Here is a 16,966-nt window from a genome sequence, read left to right on the forward strand (position 1 = left end):
AAGACGGCAGCCCTGTCTTTTTGAAGGGCGATATCCGATCGCGTTCATTCCGGCTCGAACGTCAGGGCGACACCATTCATGCAATAGCGCAAGCCAGTCAGCGGCGGGCCATCGGGAAAGACATGGCCGAGATGGGCGTCGCAATCGGCGCAGCGGATCTCGATTCGGCTCATGCCATAGGACGTATCGTGATGCTCCGTCACCGCGCTCATGGACATCGGCTCGAAGAAACTCGGCCATCCCGTTCCGGAATCGAATTTGGCCTGCGACCGGAAGAGCGGCCGGTTGCAGCAGACGCAGTGATAGACGCCTGTCTTGTCCAGCTCGAAATCCGGGCTTGAGAAGGCGCGCTCGGTGCCGTGCTGGCGGGTGATCCGGTATTGGTCCGGGGTCAGTTGCGCCCGCCATTCCGCATCGGTTTTGTCGACTTTCAGGGTGCTTTTCGCGTTCATCGGCCTCTCCGTGACGTTATGGCGCAGCAGATAGGACGGACTTGGGCTGTGACAATTGCCACCAAGGGCCGGAAGACCAAATTGACGTTGGGATACCGCCGGCGTTTTGCGGGGCACAACTGGGGAGGAGGACCTGTATATCCCGCCATAACCTTGAGTTTACCCATCGCTTGCCTTATTCCCAATGGTAGACGCTGTGGCATTTGTTGCCGCCATCCCTGCTTTTAGGCACCCCACTCACGAAAGGAACCTGCTGACCCATGAATGTCACCGATCTGACATTTCTGGCCCTCTGCCTTCCCTTTCTGGGCGCACTTTTTGCGCCTTTGCTGACACGAATGCTTGGCCACAACGCCGCCTGGGTGCTCGCGCTCATCCCTGCCGCCATCTTTGTCCACTTTGCCGGCTTTACGGCGCAAATCGCTGGAGGCACAGCGGTTGCTGGTGGCTACACGTGGGTGCCATCCTTCAATGTCCGGTTTTCATGGCTGATCGACGGTCTGTCGCTGGGTTTCATCCTGCTGATCTCGGGTATCGGTGCACTGATCGTGCTTTATGCCGGTGGATACTTGAAGGGGCACGCGCATCAGGGCCGGTTCTTCTCGTTCCTGTTGATGTTCATGGGATCGATGCTGGGCCTGGTCGCCTCCGATAGCTTTCTGATGCTGTTCGTCTTCTGGGAACTGACCTCGATCACCTCGTTCCTGCTCATCGGTTTCGATCATCACCGCGAGGCCGCGCGCCGCGCCGCGTTTCAGGCACTGGTCATCACCGGTGGGGGCGGGCTGTTCCTGCTCGCCGGTCTGATCGTGCTTTGGAACATCTCCGGCGTCACTCAGTTTTCGGATCTGTCGACGCTTGGCCCGATGGTCAAGGCGAGCCCGCTTTATCTTGCAGCGCTTGTTCTGGTGCTCGGCGGTGCCTTTACCAAGTCGGCGCAGTTTCCGTTCCATTTCTGGCTGCCGAATGCCATGGAGGCACCGACACCGGTTTCCGCCTATCTGCATTCGGCCACCATGGTGAAGGCCGGCGTCTATCTGCTGATGCGGCTCAATCCTGTTCTCGGCGGTACGCCGGAATGGCAGATCATCCTGCCGGTGTTCGGTGCCACCACGCTCGTCATTGGCGCGCTTCTGGCCGTGCGCCAGACCGATCTGAAGCTGATGCTCGCCTACACGACCATGTCGTCGCTCGGTCTTCTGGTGATGCTCACCGGCTTTGGTACGCCCTATGCCATCGAAGCGGCTGCGCTCTATCTTGTCGCGCATTCTCTGTTCAAGGGTGCACTGTTCATGGTGGCGGGCATCATCGACCACGAGACGGGCACCCGCGACGTCACCCGTCTCGGCGGGCTGCGCTCGGCGATGCCGCTGACCTTTGCGATCGCGCTCGCGAGCGCCATCTCGATGGGTGGCATGCCGCCATTCTTTGGTTTTTTGGCCAAGGAAGAGGTTTACGCCGCACTCTCGTCCTTTGATCCGCGCTCGATTGCTTTTGCGGTTCTCGCCTTGACCGGCAACGCGCTGATGTTTGCCGTTGCCTTTGCCGTGGGGTTGAAGCCGTTCGTTGGAAAGCACGTCGCCACGCCGAAACATGCGCATGAGGCACCGGTGCTGCTCTGGCTGGGGCCAGCCGTTCTGGCGCTCGCTGGCCTTGCCGCCGCCGTCCTGTCGGGCACCGTCCATATGCTGTTCTCCACGCCGATGGCATCCGCCATTGCCGGTGAGCCGCGCACTGTGGCTGTTTCGCTTGTGCCGCATATTGGCGTACCGCTTTCGCTGTCCGGCCTGACCGTCATCATCGGCATTGCCCTCTATCTTGGCCTTGCGCAGGTGAGGGCGGGCATCGCGTCGGTTCTCGCATGGATCGGTTGGGGGCCGGACCGCGGCTTCGATCAGGCCATCCGTGGGCTGGTTCGCATGTCCTTTGCTGTCACCCGGCGGCTGCAGAACGGCCGGCTGGATAGCTATATGACGGCGACCTTCGTGATGGTGGCGCTCGTCCTGCTCGTGCCGCCGTTCCTGTTTGGCGAACTGGCGCTGGCGCCCGTGTTTCCGTCCATTCCGGTGCACGAACTGGCCATCATGATTATTGCGGTGATCGGTCTCTTTGCCGTCGTTCTCGCCAAGGACCGGCTGACGGCGATCGTGTCGCTGGGCATCCAGGGCTTTTCCGTCGCTGTTATCTTCCTGCTCTACGGCGCGCCGGATCTGGCCTTCACCCAGTTCATGATCGAAACCCTGGCTGTCGTTATTCTGGCGCTGGTGATGACGCGGCTCAAGCTGTCTGCGTCCGATCACCGTCCATTCCGCGAGACCTTGCCGGATGCGGCGATCGCCATTGCCTGCGGGCTGGGGGCTGGCCTGATGCTGCTGAAGGTAACGCAGGTGCCGTTCAACACGTCCCTGTCCGATTTCTTCGCGCAATATTCGAAAACCATCGCCCACGGTGCCAATATCGTCAACGTCATCATCGTTGATTTCCGCGGTACGGATACGCTGGGCGAAATTGCCGTGGTGATGATCGCCGGACTGGCCGTTCTGTCGCTGGTGCGGCTCAGGGCCGGATCGATGCGCCGCATGGCCGATAATGATCCGGATGCGGAGGAGGCCGGCCGATGAAATCGCTGATCTTCCGCACCATCGCCCCGGTTGTCGTCAGCGTGACGATCCTGTTTTCGATCTTCGTGCTGTTGCGCGGGCATAACGAGCCGGGTGGCGGTTTCATCGGCGGGCTGATCGCCGTTGCCGCCCTGTCGATTTACGGCATCGCCTTTGGCGTCGAGACCGTGCGACGGGCCATCGTCTTCCATCCGCTGTCGATCGCCGGTGCAGGCCTGCTGCTGGCAACGCTGTCCGGCGTGCTGTCGATGGTCTTGCATGTGCCGTTCATGACCGGTCTCTGGATCTATCCCAAAATCCTCGGTGAGGAGATCCCGCTGTCGAGCGTCATGACGTTCGATATCGGTGTCTATCTCGTCGTCGTCGGCGCCGTCACCTCGATTGCCCTCTCGCTCGAGGAAAGGGGGGAAGACTGATGGAACCCGTTCTCGCCGTTCTGACCGGCATCTTCCTTGCCGTCGCAGTCTACCTGCTCTTGTCGAAGTATATCATCCGCATGCTGCTCGGCGTCGCCATTCTCGGCAATGCGGTCAACCTTCTGATCTTCACCAGTGGCCGCATCATGCGCGAGGTGCCGCCGGTGATCGGGGCAGGGCTTGACGTGCCCGCCGGTGCGACCGCCAATCCGCTGCCGCAGGCGCTGATCCTGACGGCGATCGTGATTTCGTTCTCGTTCTTTGCCTTCCTGTTGGTGCTGTCCTGGCGCGCCTATAGCGGTCTTGGAACGGATAACACCGATGCAATGCGCGTGGCCGAGCCGGACGATGTCCAGCCGCCACCGCTCGGATACTGACAGACATGGCCGCTTCCACTTCTCCCGTAGATCTTTCCGCAGCCCTGGTTCTCGAACCGGTGGCGGCACTCGACTGGCTGGTCGTCCTGCCGGTCGTCTGGTGCATTTCCATCGGCGCCATCCTGATGATGATCCGCCACAGGGGTATGGCCCAGCCGCTGATTGCGGTTCTGGGGCTTGCCGTCCTGGTCGTGCTTGACGCGGCACTGCTGTGGCATGTCGTCCAGAGCGGGCCGGTGACGATGGTCATGGGCCGCTGGCTGCCGCCGTTCGGCATCGCGTTCACGGTTGATCTCACCGGTGCCCTGTTTGCACTGACATCGGCCGTGGTGGCGCTCATCGGTGCCATCGCTGCCATCGACGATGTCAATGCCAGTGGCAGGCGTTATGGCTTCTATCCCTTCCTGATGCTGTTGATGGCGGGTGTCAGCGGCGCTTTCCTGACCGGCGACGTCTTCAATCTCTATGTCTGGTTCGAGGTGCTCTTGATCTCGTCCTTCGGTCTTCTGGTGCTCGGTTCCGAGCGCGAGCAGATCGACGGGGCGGTGAAATACGGTTTTCTCAACCTCGTTGCCACAACGCTGTTCCTGATCACCACCGGATATCTCTACGGCATCTTCGGCACGCTCAACATGGCCGATATCGCCCGCAAGGCACCTGGCCTGCAGATGGCGGCGCCGCTGGTGACGCTGACGGGGCTCTACATTCTCGCCTTCTCGATGAAGGCGGCCGCGTTCCCGGTGAATTTCTGGTTGCCGGCCTCCTATCACACGCCGCGCATTGTCGTGTCGGCGCTGTTTGCCGGCCTGCTCACCAAGGTCGGGATCTATGCCCTGATCCGCATCGGCGTCATGCTGTTTCCGGCAGAGCGCGAGCAGCTGAGCCTGGTGCTGGCTATCGTTGCGGCGCTGACGATGCTGACCGGTTCGCTCGGTGCCCTGGCGCAGAGCGATACCCGCCGCCTGCTCGGTTATCTCGTCGTCTCCGGCATCGGCGCCATGCTGGCCGGCATCGCCGTCGGCGGTCCGGAAGCGATTGGCGGGGTCATCTTCTACGCCATGCATTCGATGCTGGTGATGACGGCGCTGTATCTGGCAGCCGGTGTCGCAGCCCGGCTGGGCGGTGGTTTTTCGCTGAGTGCTGCCGGTGGGATCTATCGTCACCACCTGCTGTTCACGGCGCTGTCGCTGATGCTGTTCTTCTCGGTGTCCGGCCTGCCGCCGTTCTCCGGCTTCTGGCCGAAGGTCATGCTGGTGAAGGCCGCCATCGATGGCGGTGTATCCTGGCTGGCCGCCATCTTGCTGCTCTCCGGGTTTCTTACCACGATCGCTACTGGCCGGGTTTTCCTGCTGGCCTATTGGCGCCCCGTGGAGGCGCAGACTGCGGCAAAGCCGGAACCCCTGGCCTTCACGGCCCTTCTGCCGCTGCTGTGCCTGACGGCGCTCAGTATTATCATCGGGATTTTCCCCGAGACACTGATGAACCTTGTGCAACAGGCCGCAGCGACGCTCAACGAGCCGTCTGCCTATCTCAACTCCGTCTTTCCGGCGGGAGGGACGCCATGACATTTCTTGCCGTCAATCTTCTGCTGACCCTGATCTGGGCTGCCGTATCCGGCAGTTTCACCCTGCACAATCTGCTTTTGGGCTTTGCTGTCGGCGCGCTGTCGATGTGGCTGGTGCGCGAGCAATTCGATGCAGCGCGCCACCGCGTCCGTCCCCTCAAGCTGTTGCTGCTCGTCGGCCTGTTCTTCAAGGAGCTGTCGCTGTCGGCCATCAAGGTGGCGGTCCTGGTGGTGCGGCCAAACATGCAATTGCGGCCGGGCATTTTTGCCTTCCCGCTGTCGCTGACGCGCGATTTCGAAATCACGTTGCTTGCCAATCTGATCACCCTGACACCGGGCACCCTGTCGGTCGATGTCTCCGAAGACCGCAAGACCCTTTATGTGCACGCGCTCGATTGCCATGATCCGGCGGCGGAAAAGCGGGCGATATCTGGCGGTTTCGAACGCCGTATCCGGGAGGCCTTTCCGCTATGAACGCCGCAGCCATCCTGTCCTATTCCACCTCCTTCGCGCTTATTGCCCTGTCGCTAGGCCTGCTGCTGACGGTGTTGCGGATCCTGCGCGGGCCAACCTTGCCAGACCGGGTTCTGAGCCTCGACATGCTGGTGGCGATTGCCATCGGCCTCATCGCTGTCCTTGCCATCAAGAGCGGCTTCAATCTCTATATCGATATCGCCATTGCGCTCGGCCTCGTCGGTTTCCTGGCAACTGTCGCCTTTGCCCGCTTCATCCTGGCGCGTGGCCTCTCGCCGGAAAAGGACAAGGGAAGAGGGAGCACGCTGCCTACGGCGCAGAAGGCCAAGCGCGGCAAGCTGGTGCACCGCAACAGGAAGGGAGCCCGGTGATGGCAGATGATCTCAACATGCTGACCGCGCTCGTCGTCAGTGCGCTTCTGGTGATCGGGTCGCTGTTCAGCGTTCTGGCTGCGCTTGGGTTGCTGCGCTTTCCCGATCTCTATACGCGCATGCACGCGGCCTCCAAGGCCGGCACGATCGGCTCCGGCCTGCTGCTGCTGGCGGCCGGCATCCACGCAATGGATATCGGCATCCTGTTGCGTGCCCTTGCCGGTTTTGCTTTTTTCGTGCTGACGGCACCGCTTTCGGCCCACCTGCTTGCCAAGGCCGCACATCAGGCCGGGTACCGGCTGACCAATCTGTCCGTGACCGATCAGATGCCGCAGTCGCCGCAGAAATCCCGTGCCCTCTGACGCACTGTGCCTTTAATCGAACGCATTCTGCCGCGATGCATGCGTTCGCGCGATTCTCATCAAGCGGTGCCGGTTTTATTGTACCGGCCAATCAGCCCCCTCACTAGAATGTCTGGCAGCTGGGACTTGGTATTGCTGGAAACAATGTGGTTAATGCTAAGTAAAATAGCAATTACTTGCCGAGCCATACAGCCTCTGCGGCAAAATGTGTCGTAATGTTTCTGATTACGCGCTGATATGCGCTGTCTTTAAAGTTCAATAGGCTAAATCTCGCATAAATTATGATTGGACTTTTGCCCGATCGATGTTAATCGAGTAAAGGCAAAGTGTCTGTTTTCGTATTACTTCATTCTGAAATTCCAGCATGGGTTGTGAATATTATTTGTTGCTTTGAGGCGCAGGGTTGTACCGGCGCTTTGGTGACGGATTTCAACCCCTAGGAATTGGGAGTATTATGCAGTTGTCGTGATTTTCTGTCGCCGCCAGAGCCAACGTGCATCTGGCCGGGCAGGACCTCGCGATGTTCGGGCGCTTTCTCAAAATGGTTTGGTTGTGCTCGCGATAAACCCGTCGCAGGCACGTTTGAAGTGATTCCGATAGGAGAAAGAAAAAATGACGGATCTACCGCTTGGCTCAAGCCATGATCTACTGGTCGAATTGACCGCCGAGATCGTCGCCGCTTATGTCGGCAATCATGTCGTCCCGGTCGCCGAACTGTCGACGCTGATCGGTGACGTGCATGCTGCACTGCACAACACGAGCAGCCCGGCTCCAGTCGCCGTTGTGATCGAAAAGCCGAAGCCTGCCGTTTCGGTGCGCAAGTCAGTTCAGGACGACCAGATTACCTGTTTGGAATGCGGCGGCACGTTCAAGTCGCTCAAGCGCCACCTGATGACCCATCACACCCTGTCGCCGGAAGAATATCGCGAGAAGTGGGACCTGCCGTCCGACTATCCGATGGTCGCACCGGCCTATGCCGAAGCGCGGTCGCGCCTCGCAAAGGAAATGGGCCTTGGCCAACGCCGCAAGCGCCGCGTGAAGTAAACCACGCGGATATAAGTAATAATTCGAAAAGCCGGTCTGGCTCCCACAGGCCGGCTTTTTTGTGCGCATAGCCAATGCGGAAAAATTGGGAACGAGGAAAATATACCTATTATTTTCTGGAAAAGGCTTAAAAACCATGGAAAAACAACGGGTGGTTGTGGCGGTGCGCTTCCATTCATCCCCGTAATCACACTAGGGTGTATGAATTAATTCCTATTAAAGGAGTGAGCCATGCACCTCAACACTATCCTTCACCGGCCCTTGTCCCAAAACCTGTCCTTGCCCGTGCGAGGGGGCGTGCTGAAGCGCACCATCCTGCCGCCCGGTTCCGGCACCCTCGCTGATCCATGGGGGCCGGTCCTGTCTGTTGCCGCCCACCACAGATGCCGCCTCGTGCGTCAGGTGACGGCGGAAATGGTGATGATGGTGGGGGAGCGCGTGCCGCTCAGGCGTGATCGCCGCCGCACCAGCTGCCATGTCCGGCAGATCTCCATGTATGTCTGCCATGTCGTGCTGCAGATTTCGCTGACCGATATCGGCTATTCCTTCGGCCGCGACCGCACCACCGTCAGCCATGCCTGCAATGTCGTCGAGGACCGGCGCGACGATCAGGCCTTCGACGATTTTATCGCTGCGCTGGAGCGCGTCGTTACTTGCTTTTTCGGTGCGCCAGGGGGACGGGACCATGCGTGAGGTAGCCGGTGCCCACACAGCCCAAAAAGATCTCGTCCGTTTCGTTCGCGCTGTCATCACCCATGCACCCGTCCGGCTTGAGCCGGGGGAAGCCGCTGGCACGCTCGTTCTCGGCGGGAATAGCCCGCAGAAAGGCAGGCCGACGGGACAGGTTGCTGCGAAGACGGTCGGTCAGGCCCTGTCGCTCGGGTTGATCATCCTTGAGGGCTGCATCGTCCGGGCAACGGCTGAGGCGCTGCCTTTCCTGCGCCGCGCCCTCGTGGGCGCGCCGGAGGCATTTCAGGAGCAGCACCGCGACATCGAGACCGCAGTTGTCGCCGTGGAGGGTATCCGTCAGGCCGTCCGGGTCAATCAGCTGGAATCGCCGCTCGGGGCTGCTACCCGGCTGAAGGAGAAATCCGGCCAGCCTTTTCTGACGCCGGAGGCGATCGCAGCGGGGGAGAGGCTGCATGCGGATTTTACCCGGGCGCATTTGCAGCCACGGCTCACCATGCGTTACGAGCCGCTTCTGTCCACGAAGACCAGGGGAAGCGCAAACAGTGCTGCTGATATCAGCGATTCCGCCATGTCCGCGCGGTTTCGGGTGGGAAAGGCGATGGAGGCAATCGGGCCGGAACTCTGCGGCGTGGCGCTGGATGTCTGCTGCTTCCAGAAGGGACTGGAAATCGTCGAACGGGAGCGGCAATGGCCGGCGCGTTCGGCCAAGCTGATGCTGCGGACCGCCCTGATGGCACTTGCCCGCCACTATACCCCGCCCCGCGAGGCGAAAAGGAAGAACCATGCCTGGGGGGCGGAAGGCTACCGGCCTGACGCGGCTGATCTCAGCCTTTAGGCCACCAGCTGGCGGGCGGCTTCGTCCTTGATGCGCTTGATCATCGAGCGCAGCCCGTTGGCACGCTGCGCCGTCAGGTATTCGATCAGGCCCATGCGGCTAAACAGGTCAATGGCATCGGTCTTGACGATGTCGGAGGCGTGCTGGCCGGAAAAGATCGACAACACGATGGCGACCAGGCCGCGCACGATATGCGCGTCCGATTCGCCCTCGAATGTCAGGATCGGGTCGCTTGCGGCCGGGCTGGCATGAGTGACCAGCCAGACCTGGCTGGCGCAGCCCTGCACCTTGTTTTCCGATGTGCGCTTGTCTTCCGGCATGTCCGGCAGCTTGCGGCCGAGTTCGATGACATAGCTCATCCGGTCCTGCCAATCATCGAGATAGGCACAATTGTCGATGATCTCGGCAAGCGGGGTGATCGGCGATGTGTTCATCTGGTCCATGTCGTTCATATAGGCGATGGGCGGCGAAATGAGAACTGCAAAAAAGAAACGCCGCGAGGGACGGGCGTTCCTCACGGCGGCCGGAAAATCGGCAGTTTAGGCAGTCTGAAAGAATCCTGGAAATGGGCGGCGCTTTTAGCGCACGACCTTCGGCTCGATGCGCTTTTCCGGCACGGGGATTCTGTTGAAGATCGGTTCTGGCTGGGCGGTCACCTGTTCGGCTGTCGCGACATCTGCCGTGACATCGACGGCGGGCTGTGTGGCGGCGGCAACCGTTCCGGTGGTCACCGCATCGCTCGGTTCGGCAAATTGCTGGTCGAGAAACTGATAGGCGATCTTGGCGCCTTCACGGGCCCGGTGACCGAGCGCCACGAATGTCTCGGTGCCCTTGACGCAGACATCCGGCTTTTCGACGCAGATGGCGCTGATATAGCCGAAGGCCTCGGTGGCTGCCGATACCGTGTCGCCGACATCGACCTTTGGGCCTCGCTCAAGCGTCGAGGTGCTTGCCGGATCGAGAAACGGCAGGAGCACCAGCACCAGCGAAAACCAGAATGTTCCCTTGATCAGAAACCACATTGTCTTGCCCATCCTTTGGTAAGGCACTCAAACCTGCGTCCGGTCTTTGCCGGGTTCGCTCCGTTGGCGCCTTGTCATCACACCTTAAAAGGGGATTCGGAACATGCCTTTGCCAAAACCGGTGGCATTTGCACCGTCTTTTCGTAAAATTTGAACGATCGGCATTTGAATGGCATTTGTCGCGCATTTTAACGATCGCCATTAAGGTTCAAGGCGGAGCGTACCCGGCCAAGGCAGCAAACGCGGGAGTGGCAGTCGATCCGGGCTGCCACACAGGTTAACGCGAGGGCGAAAACCACCTAAAATCCGGCGCTTACACCCCATTAACCACAAAAGACAAAGCCCCGGCGATTTGTCCCGGAATGGGACTTTGGGGGCGTTTCGCGGGATTTGTCGCGGTTTCATTTATCCTTTCATTAAGCCGCCAATGCGAAATTCGGATGTGCAAAGCGATCGCTCATAAAGACAGTTTCCGGTCGTGGACGAGAACTTGCCTATAAAGGACGGAACCATGACGGGGTCCGGAAAAGAACGAACGTACAGGGTTAGACGTTGAGAGTATTGCGTAACATTGCTGGCAGGATGGCGTCGCGTGTCGATGACGCTGCGCGCCTTTGGCTGCCCCGCCAGGTGGCGGGCGAGCCGGCGGCAAGCCGCGAGTTCGCCGTCGTCCGGGCGGTCGCCGCCACCGCTCTTGTTGCCTTCCCGACCGTTCCTCTCGCCCTGTCCGTTGCTTTGCCGGTTTCTCTGGCGTTGCCGGTTGGCGCAGCACTGGTCGGCGCCGCCGCACTGATCGCTGCCGTTGGCGGCATTGCCTACCAGCGCAATCGCAAGCCGGCCTATCCCACCGCCGAAACTCTGGAGAGACCTATCGATAATGGCGCCCGCCACTATGATTGTTTCGCCGGTCTGGTGACGATCCATGATATCCGCGGCTCGGTCACGTCGGTTCACGGCCGCGACGCCGAATCCTACCTTGCCTGGATGCGCAATCCCGGCGGCCGGGGATTTATCGAGCAGATCCACGTTTCCGACCGTATTCTCTTTCTGCAGGCCATCGATATGCTGCGCCAGGGCGATCGCCAGGCGACCATCGACATCCGGCTGGAACACCCGAATGTCTTTGCCGGCGGCGAGCAGTTCGTCCATATGCGCTGCGAAATGACGGTGCTTGGCGAGGCGGAGGGTGAATTTTCCATCCTCGTCCAGTCGCGCGACGTTTCCGAAGAGGCGCGGTTGCGCGCCGAGGCGATCTACAAGACCGGCCTTGCCGAATCAGCCAATGACGCAAAAACCCGCTTCCTGGCCGCCGTCAGCCATGAATTGCGCACGCCGCTCAATGCCATTCTCGGTTTTTCCGACATTCTCTCCGGTGAATATTTCGGCAAGCTCGAAAACGACCGGCAGCGTGAATATGTCTCGCTGATCAACCAGTCGGGCCATCATCTTCTGTCGGTCGTTAACACCATGCTCGACATGAGCAAGATCGAGGCTGGCCGCTACGAGCTGATCCCTGAGCCTTTCCGGGTCGCCGAAGTCGTCAATGCCTGCGAAGCCATGCTCGGCCTGCAGGCGCGTGAAAAGGGCGTGCAGCTGACCAGCCGGATCATGCGCAATGTCGCAGAGGTCAATGCCGACCAGCGCGCCATCCAGCAGATCCTGATCAACCTTGTCGGCAATGCCATCAAGTTCACCGATCGTGGCGGTCTCGTCACCATCGACGCCGAAATCGCCGGCAGCAATCTCAACCTGATCGTCAGCGATACCGGCATCGGCATTGCCGAAAACAAGCTGTCGTCGCTTGGCCAGCCGTTCGTGCAGATCCAGAACGACTATACCCGCAAATACGAGGGCACCGGCCTTGGCCTGTCTCTGGTCAAGGGTTTGGTGGCGCTGCATGGTGGGGAATTCGATATCCGCAGCCGCCCAGGCGAGGGCACGGTGATTACCGTAACGATCGCGCTCGACGGATCCGGCATTGTCGGCATCGACGAGCAGGAAGCTGTGGAACAGACAATGGTGGAGTTTCCGCCGCGCCTGAAGGAGCGTACGCGGGTAGAGACGAACGGTCAGACCTATCCGGAAGCGAGCCGGAAGGATGCCGGTGGAATGAACGGAGGCGCTGGTCATGACGGCTCGCAAGCGAAAACAGCCTGAGAAGAAAAAGAAGGCGCAGCGCGGCCTCGGTCTTGCGACCGCTGGCCTGGCGATGCGTGGTCTGACCTTCGCCGGCCGCTTGGCGTCGCGCAATCCGCGCGTCTTCGGCGGTTCGCTGGCGTTTGCCATCGCCTTCAGTTTTGTTGCCGCCAATGCCATGTGGTATCAGCCGGGCGTGCATCCGTCGCCGTTCCTGCGCACGCGTGTGCCGCTGAGCGATCCGCAATCTGCCAGGATCGGCGCTGAGGATGACAGCCTTGCACCGCGCAAAGTGACCACATTCGTCATCCAGCGCGAAGACGAAGAGCAGCAGACAGCCAGCATCGAACAGCCGAAACCGGAGCCGGAAGCAGACACCGTTTCTGAGATTATCCAGTCCGCGCCCGCAGCGACGCCTGCGAGCGACGCCACGCTGGTGGCTGGCATCCAGAAGGAACTGGCACGCCGCGGGTTCTACGACGGCCCTGCCGATGGCAAGACCGGCCCGAAAACATCGGCGGCGATTCTACGTTTCGAAAAACAGGCGGGACGTCCGGAGACGGGATCGGCCAGCGATACGCTTTTAGCGGCGCTGCAGGGTGCAGCGCCCGCGCAGAACAGCGCACAGCAGATGCGCGCAAAGGCAGTTGCCGCGGCCAAACCTGCACAGCGGCCCTATGAGAACGTCAAGGGCGGCAAGGGCGAACTCGATCCGGTCGCTGCCGCGATCCGCAATGCCGAGATCGATCCGCAATATATCCCCAAAGTCGATATTCCCGCCTCCAGCGAACTGGTGATGAACATCCAGAAGGGGCTGACCAACCTTGCCTATAGCGATGTCTCGGTCGATGGCGTCGCCGGCGAGCAGACACGCACGGCCATCCGCCATTTCGAAAAGCACTACCGGCTGCCGGAAACCGGCCAGCCGAGCGACAAGGTGCTGAAAAAAATGAAGGAAATCGGCGCACTCTAAGTTCCCGCGTTCGTTGTAAATCTCGAAAATTCCCGTTTTCGCTTCGTTAACCCTGTTCGCATAGGTTGTAGCGGGGTTGAGGAGAGAATTGGGATGGTGACGACGGCTTTGCGCATACCTGTGCCCGGAATCGAACCGGGTGAAAACGATAGCGATGCGGGCTCCGGTAGCCTCAGACGCGTCATCGCCGATCTGGCACGCGAAGCAGCCGGTCTTGGCATCGATCTTGTCGATATCGCCGGCGCTATCCAGGATGCTGCAACACTGTCTGCCCGCCACGTCGATATTTTTTCCAGCGCCACCACGACTGCCCGTTCGATTGCCGCCGCCAATGGTGAGGTCGCCCGCTCGCTGCGCGAAACCGATGCATCGGCCACCAGCGCCCGCACGGTGCTGGGCGAGCAGGGCGAGCGGCTGCAAGGCTCGCTGCTTGAAATAGACCATATGGTCGCGACCACACGCGAGATCGGCACCGAAATTTCGTCATTCTCCGGCGCGCTTGCCGATGTCGACAGGTTTGCTGGCGAGATCGGCACGATCGCCCGGCAGACCAACCTTCTGGCGTTGAACGCTGCGATCGAGGCGGCGCGGGCAGGGGATGCCGGCAGGGGCTTTGCCGTAGTGGCGTCCGAAGTGCGGGCGCTGGCGTTGCAGACATCGCAAACCACCGTTTCGATCCAGAAGACGCTCAGTGAATTGCGCAGCCGCATCGTGCGGTTATCGTCTGCCGGCGAACAGGCTTCGGCGTCGGCCGCAGGCGTCAAGCAAAAGGCCGGCGAGATTCAGGGCTCCTTTGCCAGCCTGGAGCAGGTGATGTCGGCGATCCTCGACAGCGCCTCGTCTGTCACCGGGACGACCGATGCGGTTGACCGGCAATATGCCGCCTTTGCCGAGCAGTTGACCGGTATAGCCGCCGAGATCCATACGTCGAGCGGTGCGCTGCAGACAGCTTCCGCGCGGGTCGATGCCGTCGTCGCGGTCTCAGAAAAAATCATTCAGGTGACGGCGAGTGCCGGGCTTGAAACCCCAGATAGCCCCCATATCCGCACCGCCTGCGCTGTTGCCGCGACGATCTCCGAGGTCTTCGAGCGTCATGTCGCATCCGGTGGTATCAGCATGGATGCCCTGTTCGACCGGCAATACCGGCAGGTCACTGGCAGCAATCCGGCCCAGATGACCACCCGCTTCACCGAATTTACCGACCGTGTTCTGCCTGCTATCCTGGAGCCGATCGCCACGTCTGACGATCGTATCGCCTTCTGTGCGCCGATCGATGAGAACGGTTACCTGCCGACCCACAACCGCAAATTCTCCCATCCGCAACGGCCGGGCGACACGGATTGGAATACCGCCAACTGTCGCAATCGTCGCATGTTCAATGATCGTGTCGGTCTAGCCGCTGGCCGCAGCACCGAGCCCTTTCTGGTGCAGACCTACCGGCGCGACATGGGAGCCGGGACTTTCGTGCTGATGAAGGATATCTCCGCCCCGATCTTCGTCAACGGCCGTCATTGGGGCGGGTTGCGGCTGGCGATCCGGGTTTAACGCCGACGCCATGAGCAGGGGCCGGGTATGCGGAGCAGCGTATATTTGCACGTCAATCCCGGCCGGTGTATCAGCCATCCATGCGCCTGAAATCCGAAATCTTCGTGTCTGCTCTCGTTCGCCGGGTCTTTGGCCTTGGCGGCTATGCGGCCGTGCTGCGCAAGGGGGCAGGCGAGGCCGGTGCGATCTTCATCCGACAACGGTCGCGCCTCGGTACTGAAACGCTATACGCACCGGCGCCGCAGAGTTTCTTCGACGATCCCGCTCCCGGCCGGTTGTTCGAGATCCGGCTGGATGCAGTCGAGGCAGATGCGGTCGATCAGGCAATCGTCCGGGAAATCCGGTTCGATCCGGATTGCTGGGTGGTGGAGATCGAAGTGGATGCGCGGGGCGATCTGTTCGATGTCGTGGCTGAAAAACCCAGCTGAACCGATGAAAACCTAGCGCCCGCGGCCAAAGGTTCGTGTTTGCTGGACATCGGCCACACTGCGGGCAGGGTCCTGCCGCGCTGCTGTCTGACGGGGGGCGTTGCCGCGATCCGGCGACAGGTAGGCCTGATGCCCGGATGGGCCGACCGTATCCTTCTGGTCCGACTGCAGCCAGGCTTGAACGCGGACGCGGCAGGTCTCGGAACTCAGAGAGCCGAGCAGCGCTTCGCCGCGTGTCGCGCCGCCGAGGCGCTCGGCAAGGTCGGGATAGAATGCGCAGAGCACGAAAAGGCTGTCATCGGCATGCATGTCCAGCGCCGTCAATGTTGTGGCGAGTTGCTGTCCGGATATGTCGAGCAGGATCCGCTCGCCAAGTTCTGCGGTCGAAGACAGGGCGGCCGACAGGCTGGCGGCGAAAAGGTTGGCCTCGCCGGAGCGGGCGAAGCGCACGAGCAGTGCCCCATGAAGAGGCTCCAGGGGTTCGATGACCGGCAGCGAAGGTGCGGTTTTTGGAGTGACGCGGGCCAGCGACTTCAGATCGCTACGAAGTTTTTCCTCGCGCAACAGCTTTGCCGTGGTCATGTCCTGTGCCGTTGTTTCCGGCTGGCGCGTCTGTGCTTCATCTGCGGCTCGTGCGGCCGGGAAAACTGGCATGGCGGGGGAGGCGGGCATCGCAGGAGCGGGCGTCTTTGCCGGTGTCGCGGCGGTCTGGCGGCGTTCGACAAGGGCATCGACCACGTGAACCGAGAGATTGTCGCGGCGGGCAATCGCGGTGGCGTGCGCCTGTCCCTGGGCGCGGATGACCTGCAGCAGCGTCGCGTCATCGATCGAAGTCGAGCGGGTGAGGAAAATCGCTGCAATGGAAATCGGCGCATTGCCGATCTGCAGCGCTACAGACGGTGGCAGGTACTGACACTGCGACAGGGCGGCGGCGGCCTGGCGGCGGGCTTCATCGCTGGAGGCGGAAAATAGCGGATCGAACAATTCGGAGAATTGCTTGAGGTCGATACGGCGGGGGCGGCGCAGGGCTTCAAAACCGGTCACGGTCGCCATCAGGACCACGTCCTTCAGCCGCCCTGTCTGCGGTCTTTCCAACTCACGAAACCGGTCCGCCACGGATACACCCACTCATACGCACAACATTATTGTCCCGATTTCGGACAGCCGGCATTGCCGCTTGTCCGAAAGGGTGGCGAAATTTCAGACATGGACGGAGGGAGCTTTTCCGAACGCCGCTGGCGCTACCACTATCATCGACGCTAAGGCGCTGAAAACATTGGTGCCAACGAGGGCGATGCCGACCCTGCCGATCATGGCTGAATGATGATTTCAGATTAGGGTGACGTGGTTAATATTCCGTTTACCGGATGAGAATCGTGCCGTTACGCTGCACGCTCAGATGGTTTTGCACAGGTCCCTCTGGCGAACCCGCCGGCGGATTCACATTATCGATGACTTTGGCGATGGAGGTGCCGGTGATATCCGCCAACTGATGATCTGCGGCGTCGGCAATCGCAATCAGCACTTCTTCGCGGCTCCAGCCGGCCAGATGAGCTTTATCGACGATGAGGGCAATGGTGGGGGAAATGGTTCGGGCGCATTGTTTGCGGCGATATTCGCCGACCCAGTGCTGCAAAGGACTTAGAAACATATTTT

At 60.8% G+C, this 16,966-nt stretch carries 19 protein-coding genes; 14 read left to right on the top strand and 5 right to left on the bottom strand.

The genetic code is table 11. The annotated features are described in order from the left end of the window. Positions 1–44: 44 nt before the first annotated feature. The gene (gene msrB, locus R6X40_RS09960; RefSeq protein ID WP_318413069.1) at positions 45–452 is read right to left on the bottom strand and encodes a peptide-methionine (R)-S-oxide reductase MsrB; all 408 of its coding nucleotides are present in this window, start codon (positions 450–452) and stop codon (positions 45–47) included. A 260-nt stretch (positions 453–712) separates the two neighbouring features. Here msrB and R6X40_RS09965 point away from each other — a divergent pair, with 260 nt between their 5' ends. The 10 genes from R6X40_RS09965 to R6X40_RS10010 all read left to right on the top strand — a co-directional run bounded on the left by R6X40_RS09965 (position 713) and on the right by R6X40_RS10010 (position 9,206). Continuing rightward, positions 713–3,073: a putative monovalent cation/H+ antiporter subunit A gene (locus R6X40_RS09965; RefSeq protein ID WP_318413071.1), complete on the top strand. Its 2,361-nt coding sequence runs from the start codon at positions 713–715 to the stop codon at positions 3,071–3,073. Continuing rightward, a complete protein-coding gene (locus R6X40_RS09970) occupies positions 3,070–3,489 on the top strand; it encodes a Na(+)/H(+) antiporter subunit B (RefSeq protein WP_318413072.1) in 420 nt (139 codons plus the stop codon). The genes R6X40_RS09965 and R6X40_RS09970 overlap by 4 nt, the downstream gene beginning before the upstream one ends. Then, positions 3,489–3,866, top strand: a complete 378-nt coding sequence (locus R6X40_RS09975) for a Na+/H+ antiporter subunit C (protein ID WP_318413073.1) — start codon at positions 3,489–3,491, stop codon at positions 3,864–3,866. Before R6X40_RS09970 ends, R6X40_RS09975 begins: the two co-directional genes overlap by 1 nt. 5 nt (positions 3,867–3,871) lie before the next feature. After that, a complete protein-coding gene (locus tag R6X40_RS09980; protein WP_318413074.1) occupies positions 3,872–5,431 on the top strand; it encodes a Na+/H+ antiporter subunit D in 1,560 nt (519 codons plus the stop codon). Further along, positions 5,428–5,904, top strand: a complete 477-nt coding sequence (locus R6X40_RS09985; protein WP_318413077.1) for a Na+/H+ antiporter subunit E — start codon at positions 5,428–5,430, stop codon at positions 5,902–5,904. The genes R6X40_RS09980 and R6X40_RS09985 overlap by 4 nt, the downstream gene beginning before the upstream one ends. Next, positions 5,901–6,275 carry a cation:proton antiporter gene (locus R6X40_RS09990; RefSeq protein WP_318413079.1) on the top strand — a complete coding sequence of 125 codons (375 nt, stop codon included), beginning with the start codon at positions 5,901–5,903 and terminating at the stop codon, positions 6,273–6,275. The genes R6X40_RS09985 and R6X40_RS09990 overlap by 4 nt, the downstream gene beginning before the upstream one ends. Then, positions 6,275–6,637 (top strand): monovalent cation/H(+) antiporter subunit G, encoded by a 363-nt coding sequence (gene mnhG / locus R6X40_RS09995; RefSeq protein ID WP_318413081.1) that lies wholly within the window; start codon positions 6,275–6,277, stop codon positions 6,635–6,637. Before R6X40_RS09990 ends, mnhG begins: the two co-directional genes overlap by 1 nt. A 612-nt stretch (positions 6,638–7,249) precedes the next feature. Beyond that, positions 7,250–7,681, top strand: a complete 432-nt coding sequence (locus tag R6X40_RS10000; RefSeq protein WP_318413083.1) for a MucR family transcriptional regulator — start codon at positions 7,250–7,252, stop codon at positions 7,679–7,681. A 231-nt stretch (positions 7,682–7,912) separates the two neighbouring features. Further along, positions 7,913–8,374: a helix-turn-helix domain-containing protein gene (locus tag R6X40_RS10005; protein WP_318413084.1), complete on the top strand. Its 462-nt coding sequence runs from the start codon at positions 7,913–7,915 to the stop codon at positions 8,372–8,374. Further along, the gene (locus R6X40_RS10010; RefSeq protein ID WP_318413086.1) at positions 8,367–9,206 is read left to right on the top strand and encodes a DUF6456 domain-containing protein; all 840 of its coding nucleotides are present in this window, start codon (positions 8,367–8,369) and stop codon (positions 9,204–9,206) included. Before R6X40_RS10005 ends, R6X40_RS10010 begins: the two co-directional genes overlap by 8 nt. Here the strand turns inward: R6X40_RS10010 and R6X40_RS10015 are convergent. After that, positions 9,203–9,625, bottom strand: coding sequence for a SufE family protein (locus R6X40_RS10015; RefSeq protein WP_318413264.1), 423 nt, complete (start codon positions 9,623–9,625; stop codon positions 9,203–9,205). The genes R6X40_RS10010 and R6X40_RS10015 overlap by 4 nt on opposite strands. 159 nt (positions 9,626–9,784) lie before the next feature. Then, positions 9,785–10,228, bottom strand: coding sequence for a DUF5330 domain-containing protein (locus R6X40_RS10020; RefSeq protein ID WP_318413088.1), 444 nt, complete (start codon positions 10,226–10,228; stop codon positions 9,785–9,787). 582 nt (positions 10,229–10,810) lie between these two features. Between R6X40_RS10020 and R6X40_RS10025 the strand changes: the two genes are divergently transcribed. The 4 genes from R6X40_RS10025 (at position 10,811) to R6X40_RS10040 (ending at position 15,310) form a co-directional block, all read left to right on the top strand. Beyond that, positions 10,811–12,385 carry a sensor histidine kinase gene (locus tag R6X40_RS10025; RefSeq protein ID WP_318413265.1) on the top strand — a complete coding sequence of 525 codons (1,575 nt, stop codon included), beginning with the start codon at positions 10,811–10,813 and terminating at the stop codon, positions 12,383–12,385. After that, positions 12,357–13,337 (top strand): peptidoglycan-binding domain-containing protein, encoded by a 981-nt coding sequence (locus R6X40_RS10030; RefSeq protein WP_318413089.1) that lies wholly within the window; start codon positions 12,357–12,359, stop codon positions 13,335–13,337. The genes R6X40_RS10025 and R6X40_RS10030 overlap by 29 nt, the downstream gene beginning before the upstream one ends. Before the next feature lie 93 nt (positions 13,338–13,430). Continuing rightward, positions 13,431–14,882 carry a methyl-accepting chemotaxis protein gene (locus tag R6X40_RS10035; protein WP_318413091.1) on the top strand — a complete coding sequence of 484 codons (1,452 nt, stop codon included), beginning with the start codon at positions 13,431–13,433 and terminating at the stop codon, positions 14,880–14,882. Between the two features lie 80 nt (positions 14,883–14,962). Further along, positions 14,963–15,310, top strand: coding sequence for a DUF1491 family protein (locus R6X40_RS10040; protein ID WP_318413092.1), 348 nt, complete (start codon positions 14,963–14,965; stop codon positions 15,308–15,310). A 12-nt stretch (positions 15,311–15,322) separates the two neighbouring features. Here the strand turns inward: R6X40_RS10040 and R6X40_RS10045 are convergent, their stop codons facing one another. Both R6X40_RS10045 and R6X40_RS10050 read right to left on the bottom strand, forming a co-directional pair. Then, positions 15,323–16,426: a DUF2336 domain-containing protein gene (locus tag R6X40_RS10045; protein WP_318413094.1), complete on the bottom strand. Its 1,104-nt coding sequence runs from the start codon at positions 16,424–16,426 to the stop codon at positions 15,323–15,325. A 244-nt stretch (positions 16,427–16,670) separates the two neighbouring features. Further along, a complete protein-coding gene (locus R6X40_RS10050) occupies positions 16,671–16,961 on the bottom strand; it encodes a hypothetical protein (protein ID WP_318413095.1) in 291 nt (96 codons plus the stop codon). Positions 16,962–16,966: the final 5 nt, after the last annotated feature.

Source organism: Rhizobium sp. PL01 (genome assembly GCF_033447125.1).
In the GTDB taxonomy this organism is placed as follows: Bacteria; Pseudomonadota; Alphaproteobacteria; order Rhizobiales; family Rhizobiaceae; genus Pararhizobium.

Coding starts and splice junctions, on each gene's coding strand:
- R6X40_RS10025 (WP_318413265.1), top strand. CDS start 10,811: ATGGCGTCGCGTGTCGATGACGCTGCGCGCCTTTGGCTGCCCCGCCAG.
- R6X40_RS10010 (WP_318413086.1), top strand. CDS start 8,367: ATGCGTGAGGTAGCCGGTGCCCACACAGCCCAAAAAGATCTCGTCCGT.
- R6X40_RS10000 (WP_318413083.1), top strand. CDS start 7,250: ATGACGGATCTACCGCTTGGCTCAAGCCATGATCTACTGGTCGAATTG.
- R6X40_RS09985 (WP_318413077.1), top strand. CDS start 5,428: ATGACATTTCTTGCCGTCAATCTTCTGCTGACCCTGATCTGGGCTGCC.
- R6X40_RS10020 (WP_318413088.1), bottom strand. CDS start 10,228: ATGTGGTTTCTGATCAAGGGAACATTCTGGTTTTCGCTGGTGCTGGTG.
- R6X40_RS10030 (WP_318413089.1), top strand. CDS start 12,357: ATGACGGCTCGCAAGCGAAAACAGCCTGAGAAGAAAAAGAAGGCGCAG.
- R6X40_RS09975 (WP_318413073.1), top strand. CDS start 3,489: ATGGAACCCGTTCTCGCCGTTCTGACCGGCATCTTCCTTGCCGTCGCA.
- R6X40_RS09970 (WP_318413072.1), top strand. CDS start 3,070: ATGAAATCGCTGATCTTCCGCACCATCGCCCCGGTTGTCGTCAGCGTG.
- R6X40_RS09990 (WP_318413079.1), top strand. CDS start 5,901: ATGAACGCCGCAGCCATCCTGTCCTATTCCACCTCCTTCGCGCTTATT.
- R6X40_RS09965 (WP_318413071.1), top strand. CDS start 713: ATGAATGTCACCGATCTGACATTTCTGGCCCTCTGCCTTCCCTTTCTG.
- R6X40_RS10050 (WP_318413095.1), bottom strand. CDS start 16,961: ATGTTTCTAAGTCCTTTGCAGCACTGGGTCGGCGAATATCGCCGCAAA.
- R6X40_RS09980 (WP_318413074.1), top strand. CDS start 3,872: ATGGCCGCTTCCACTTCTCCCGTAGATCTTTCCGCAGCCCTGGTTCTC.
- mnhG (WP_318413081.1), top strand. CDS start 6,275: ATGGCAGATGATCTCAACATGCTGACCGCGCTCGTCGTCAGTGCGCTT.
- R6X40_RS10040 (WP_318413092.1), top strand. CDS start 14,963: ATGCGCCTGAAATCCGAAATCTTCGTGTCTGCTCTCGTTCGCCGGGTC.
- R6X40_RS10005 (WP_318413084.1), top strand. CDS start 7,913: ATGCACCTCAACACTATCCTTCACCGGCCCTTGTCCCAAAACCTGTCC.
- R6X40_RS10035 (WP_318413091.1), top strand. CDS start 13,431: ATGGTGACGACGGCTTTGCGCATACCTGTGCCCGGAATCGAACCGGGT.
- msrB (WP_318413069.1), bottom strand. CDS start 452: ATGAACGCGAAAAGCACCCTGAAAGTCGACAAAACCGATGCGGAATGG.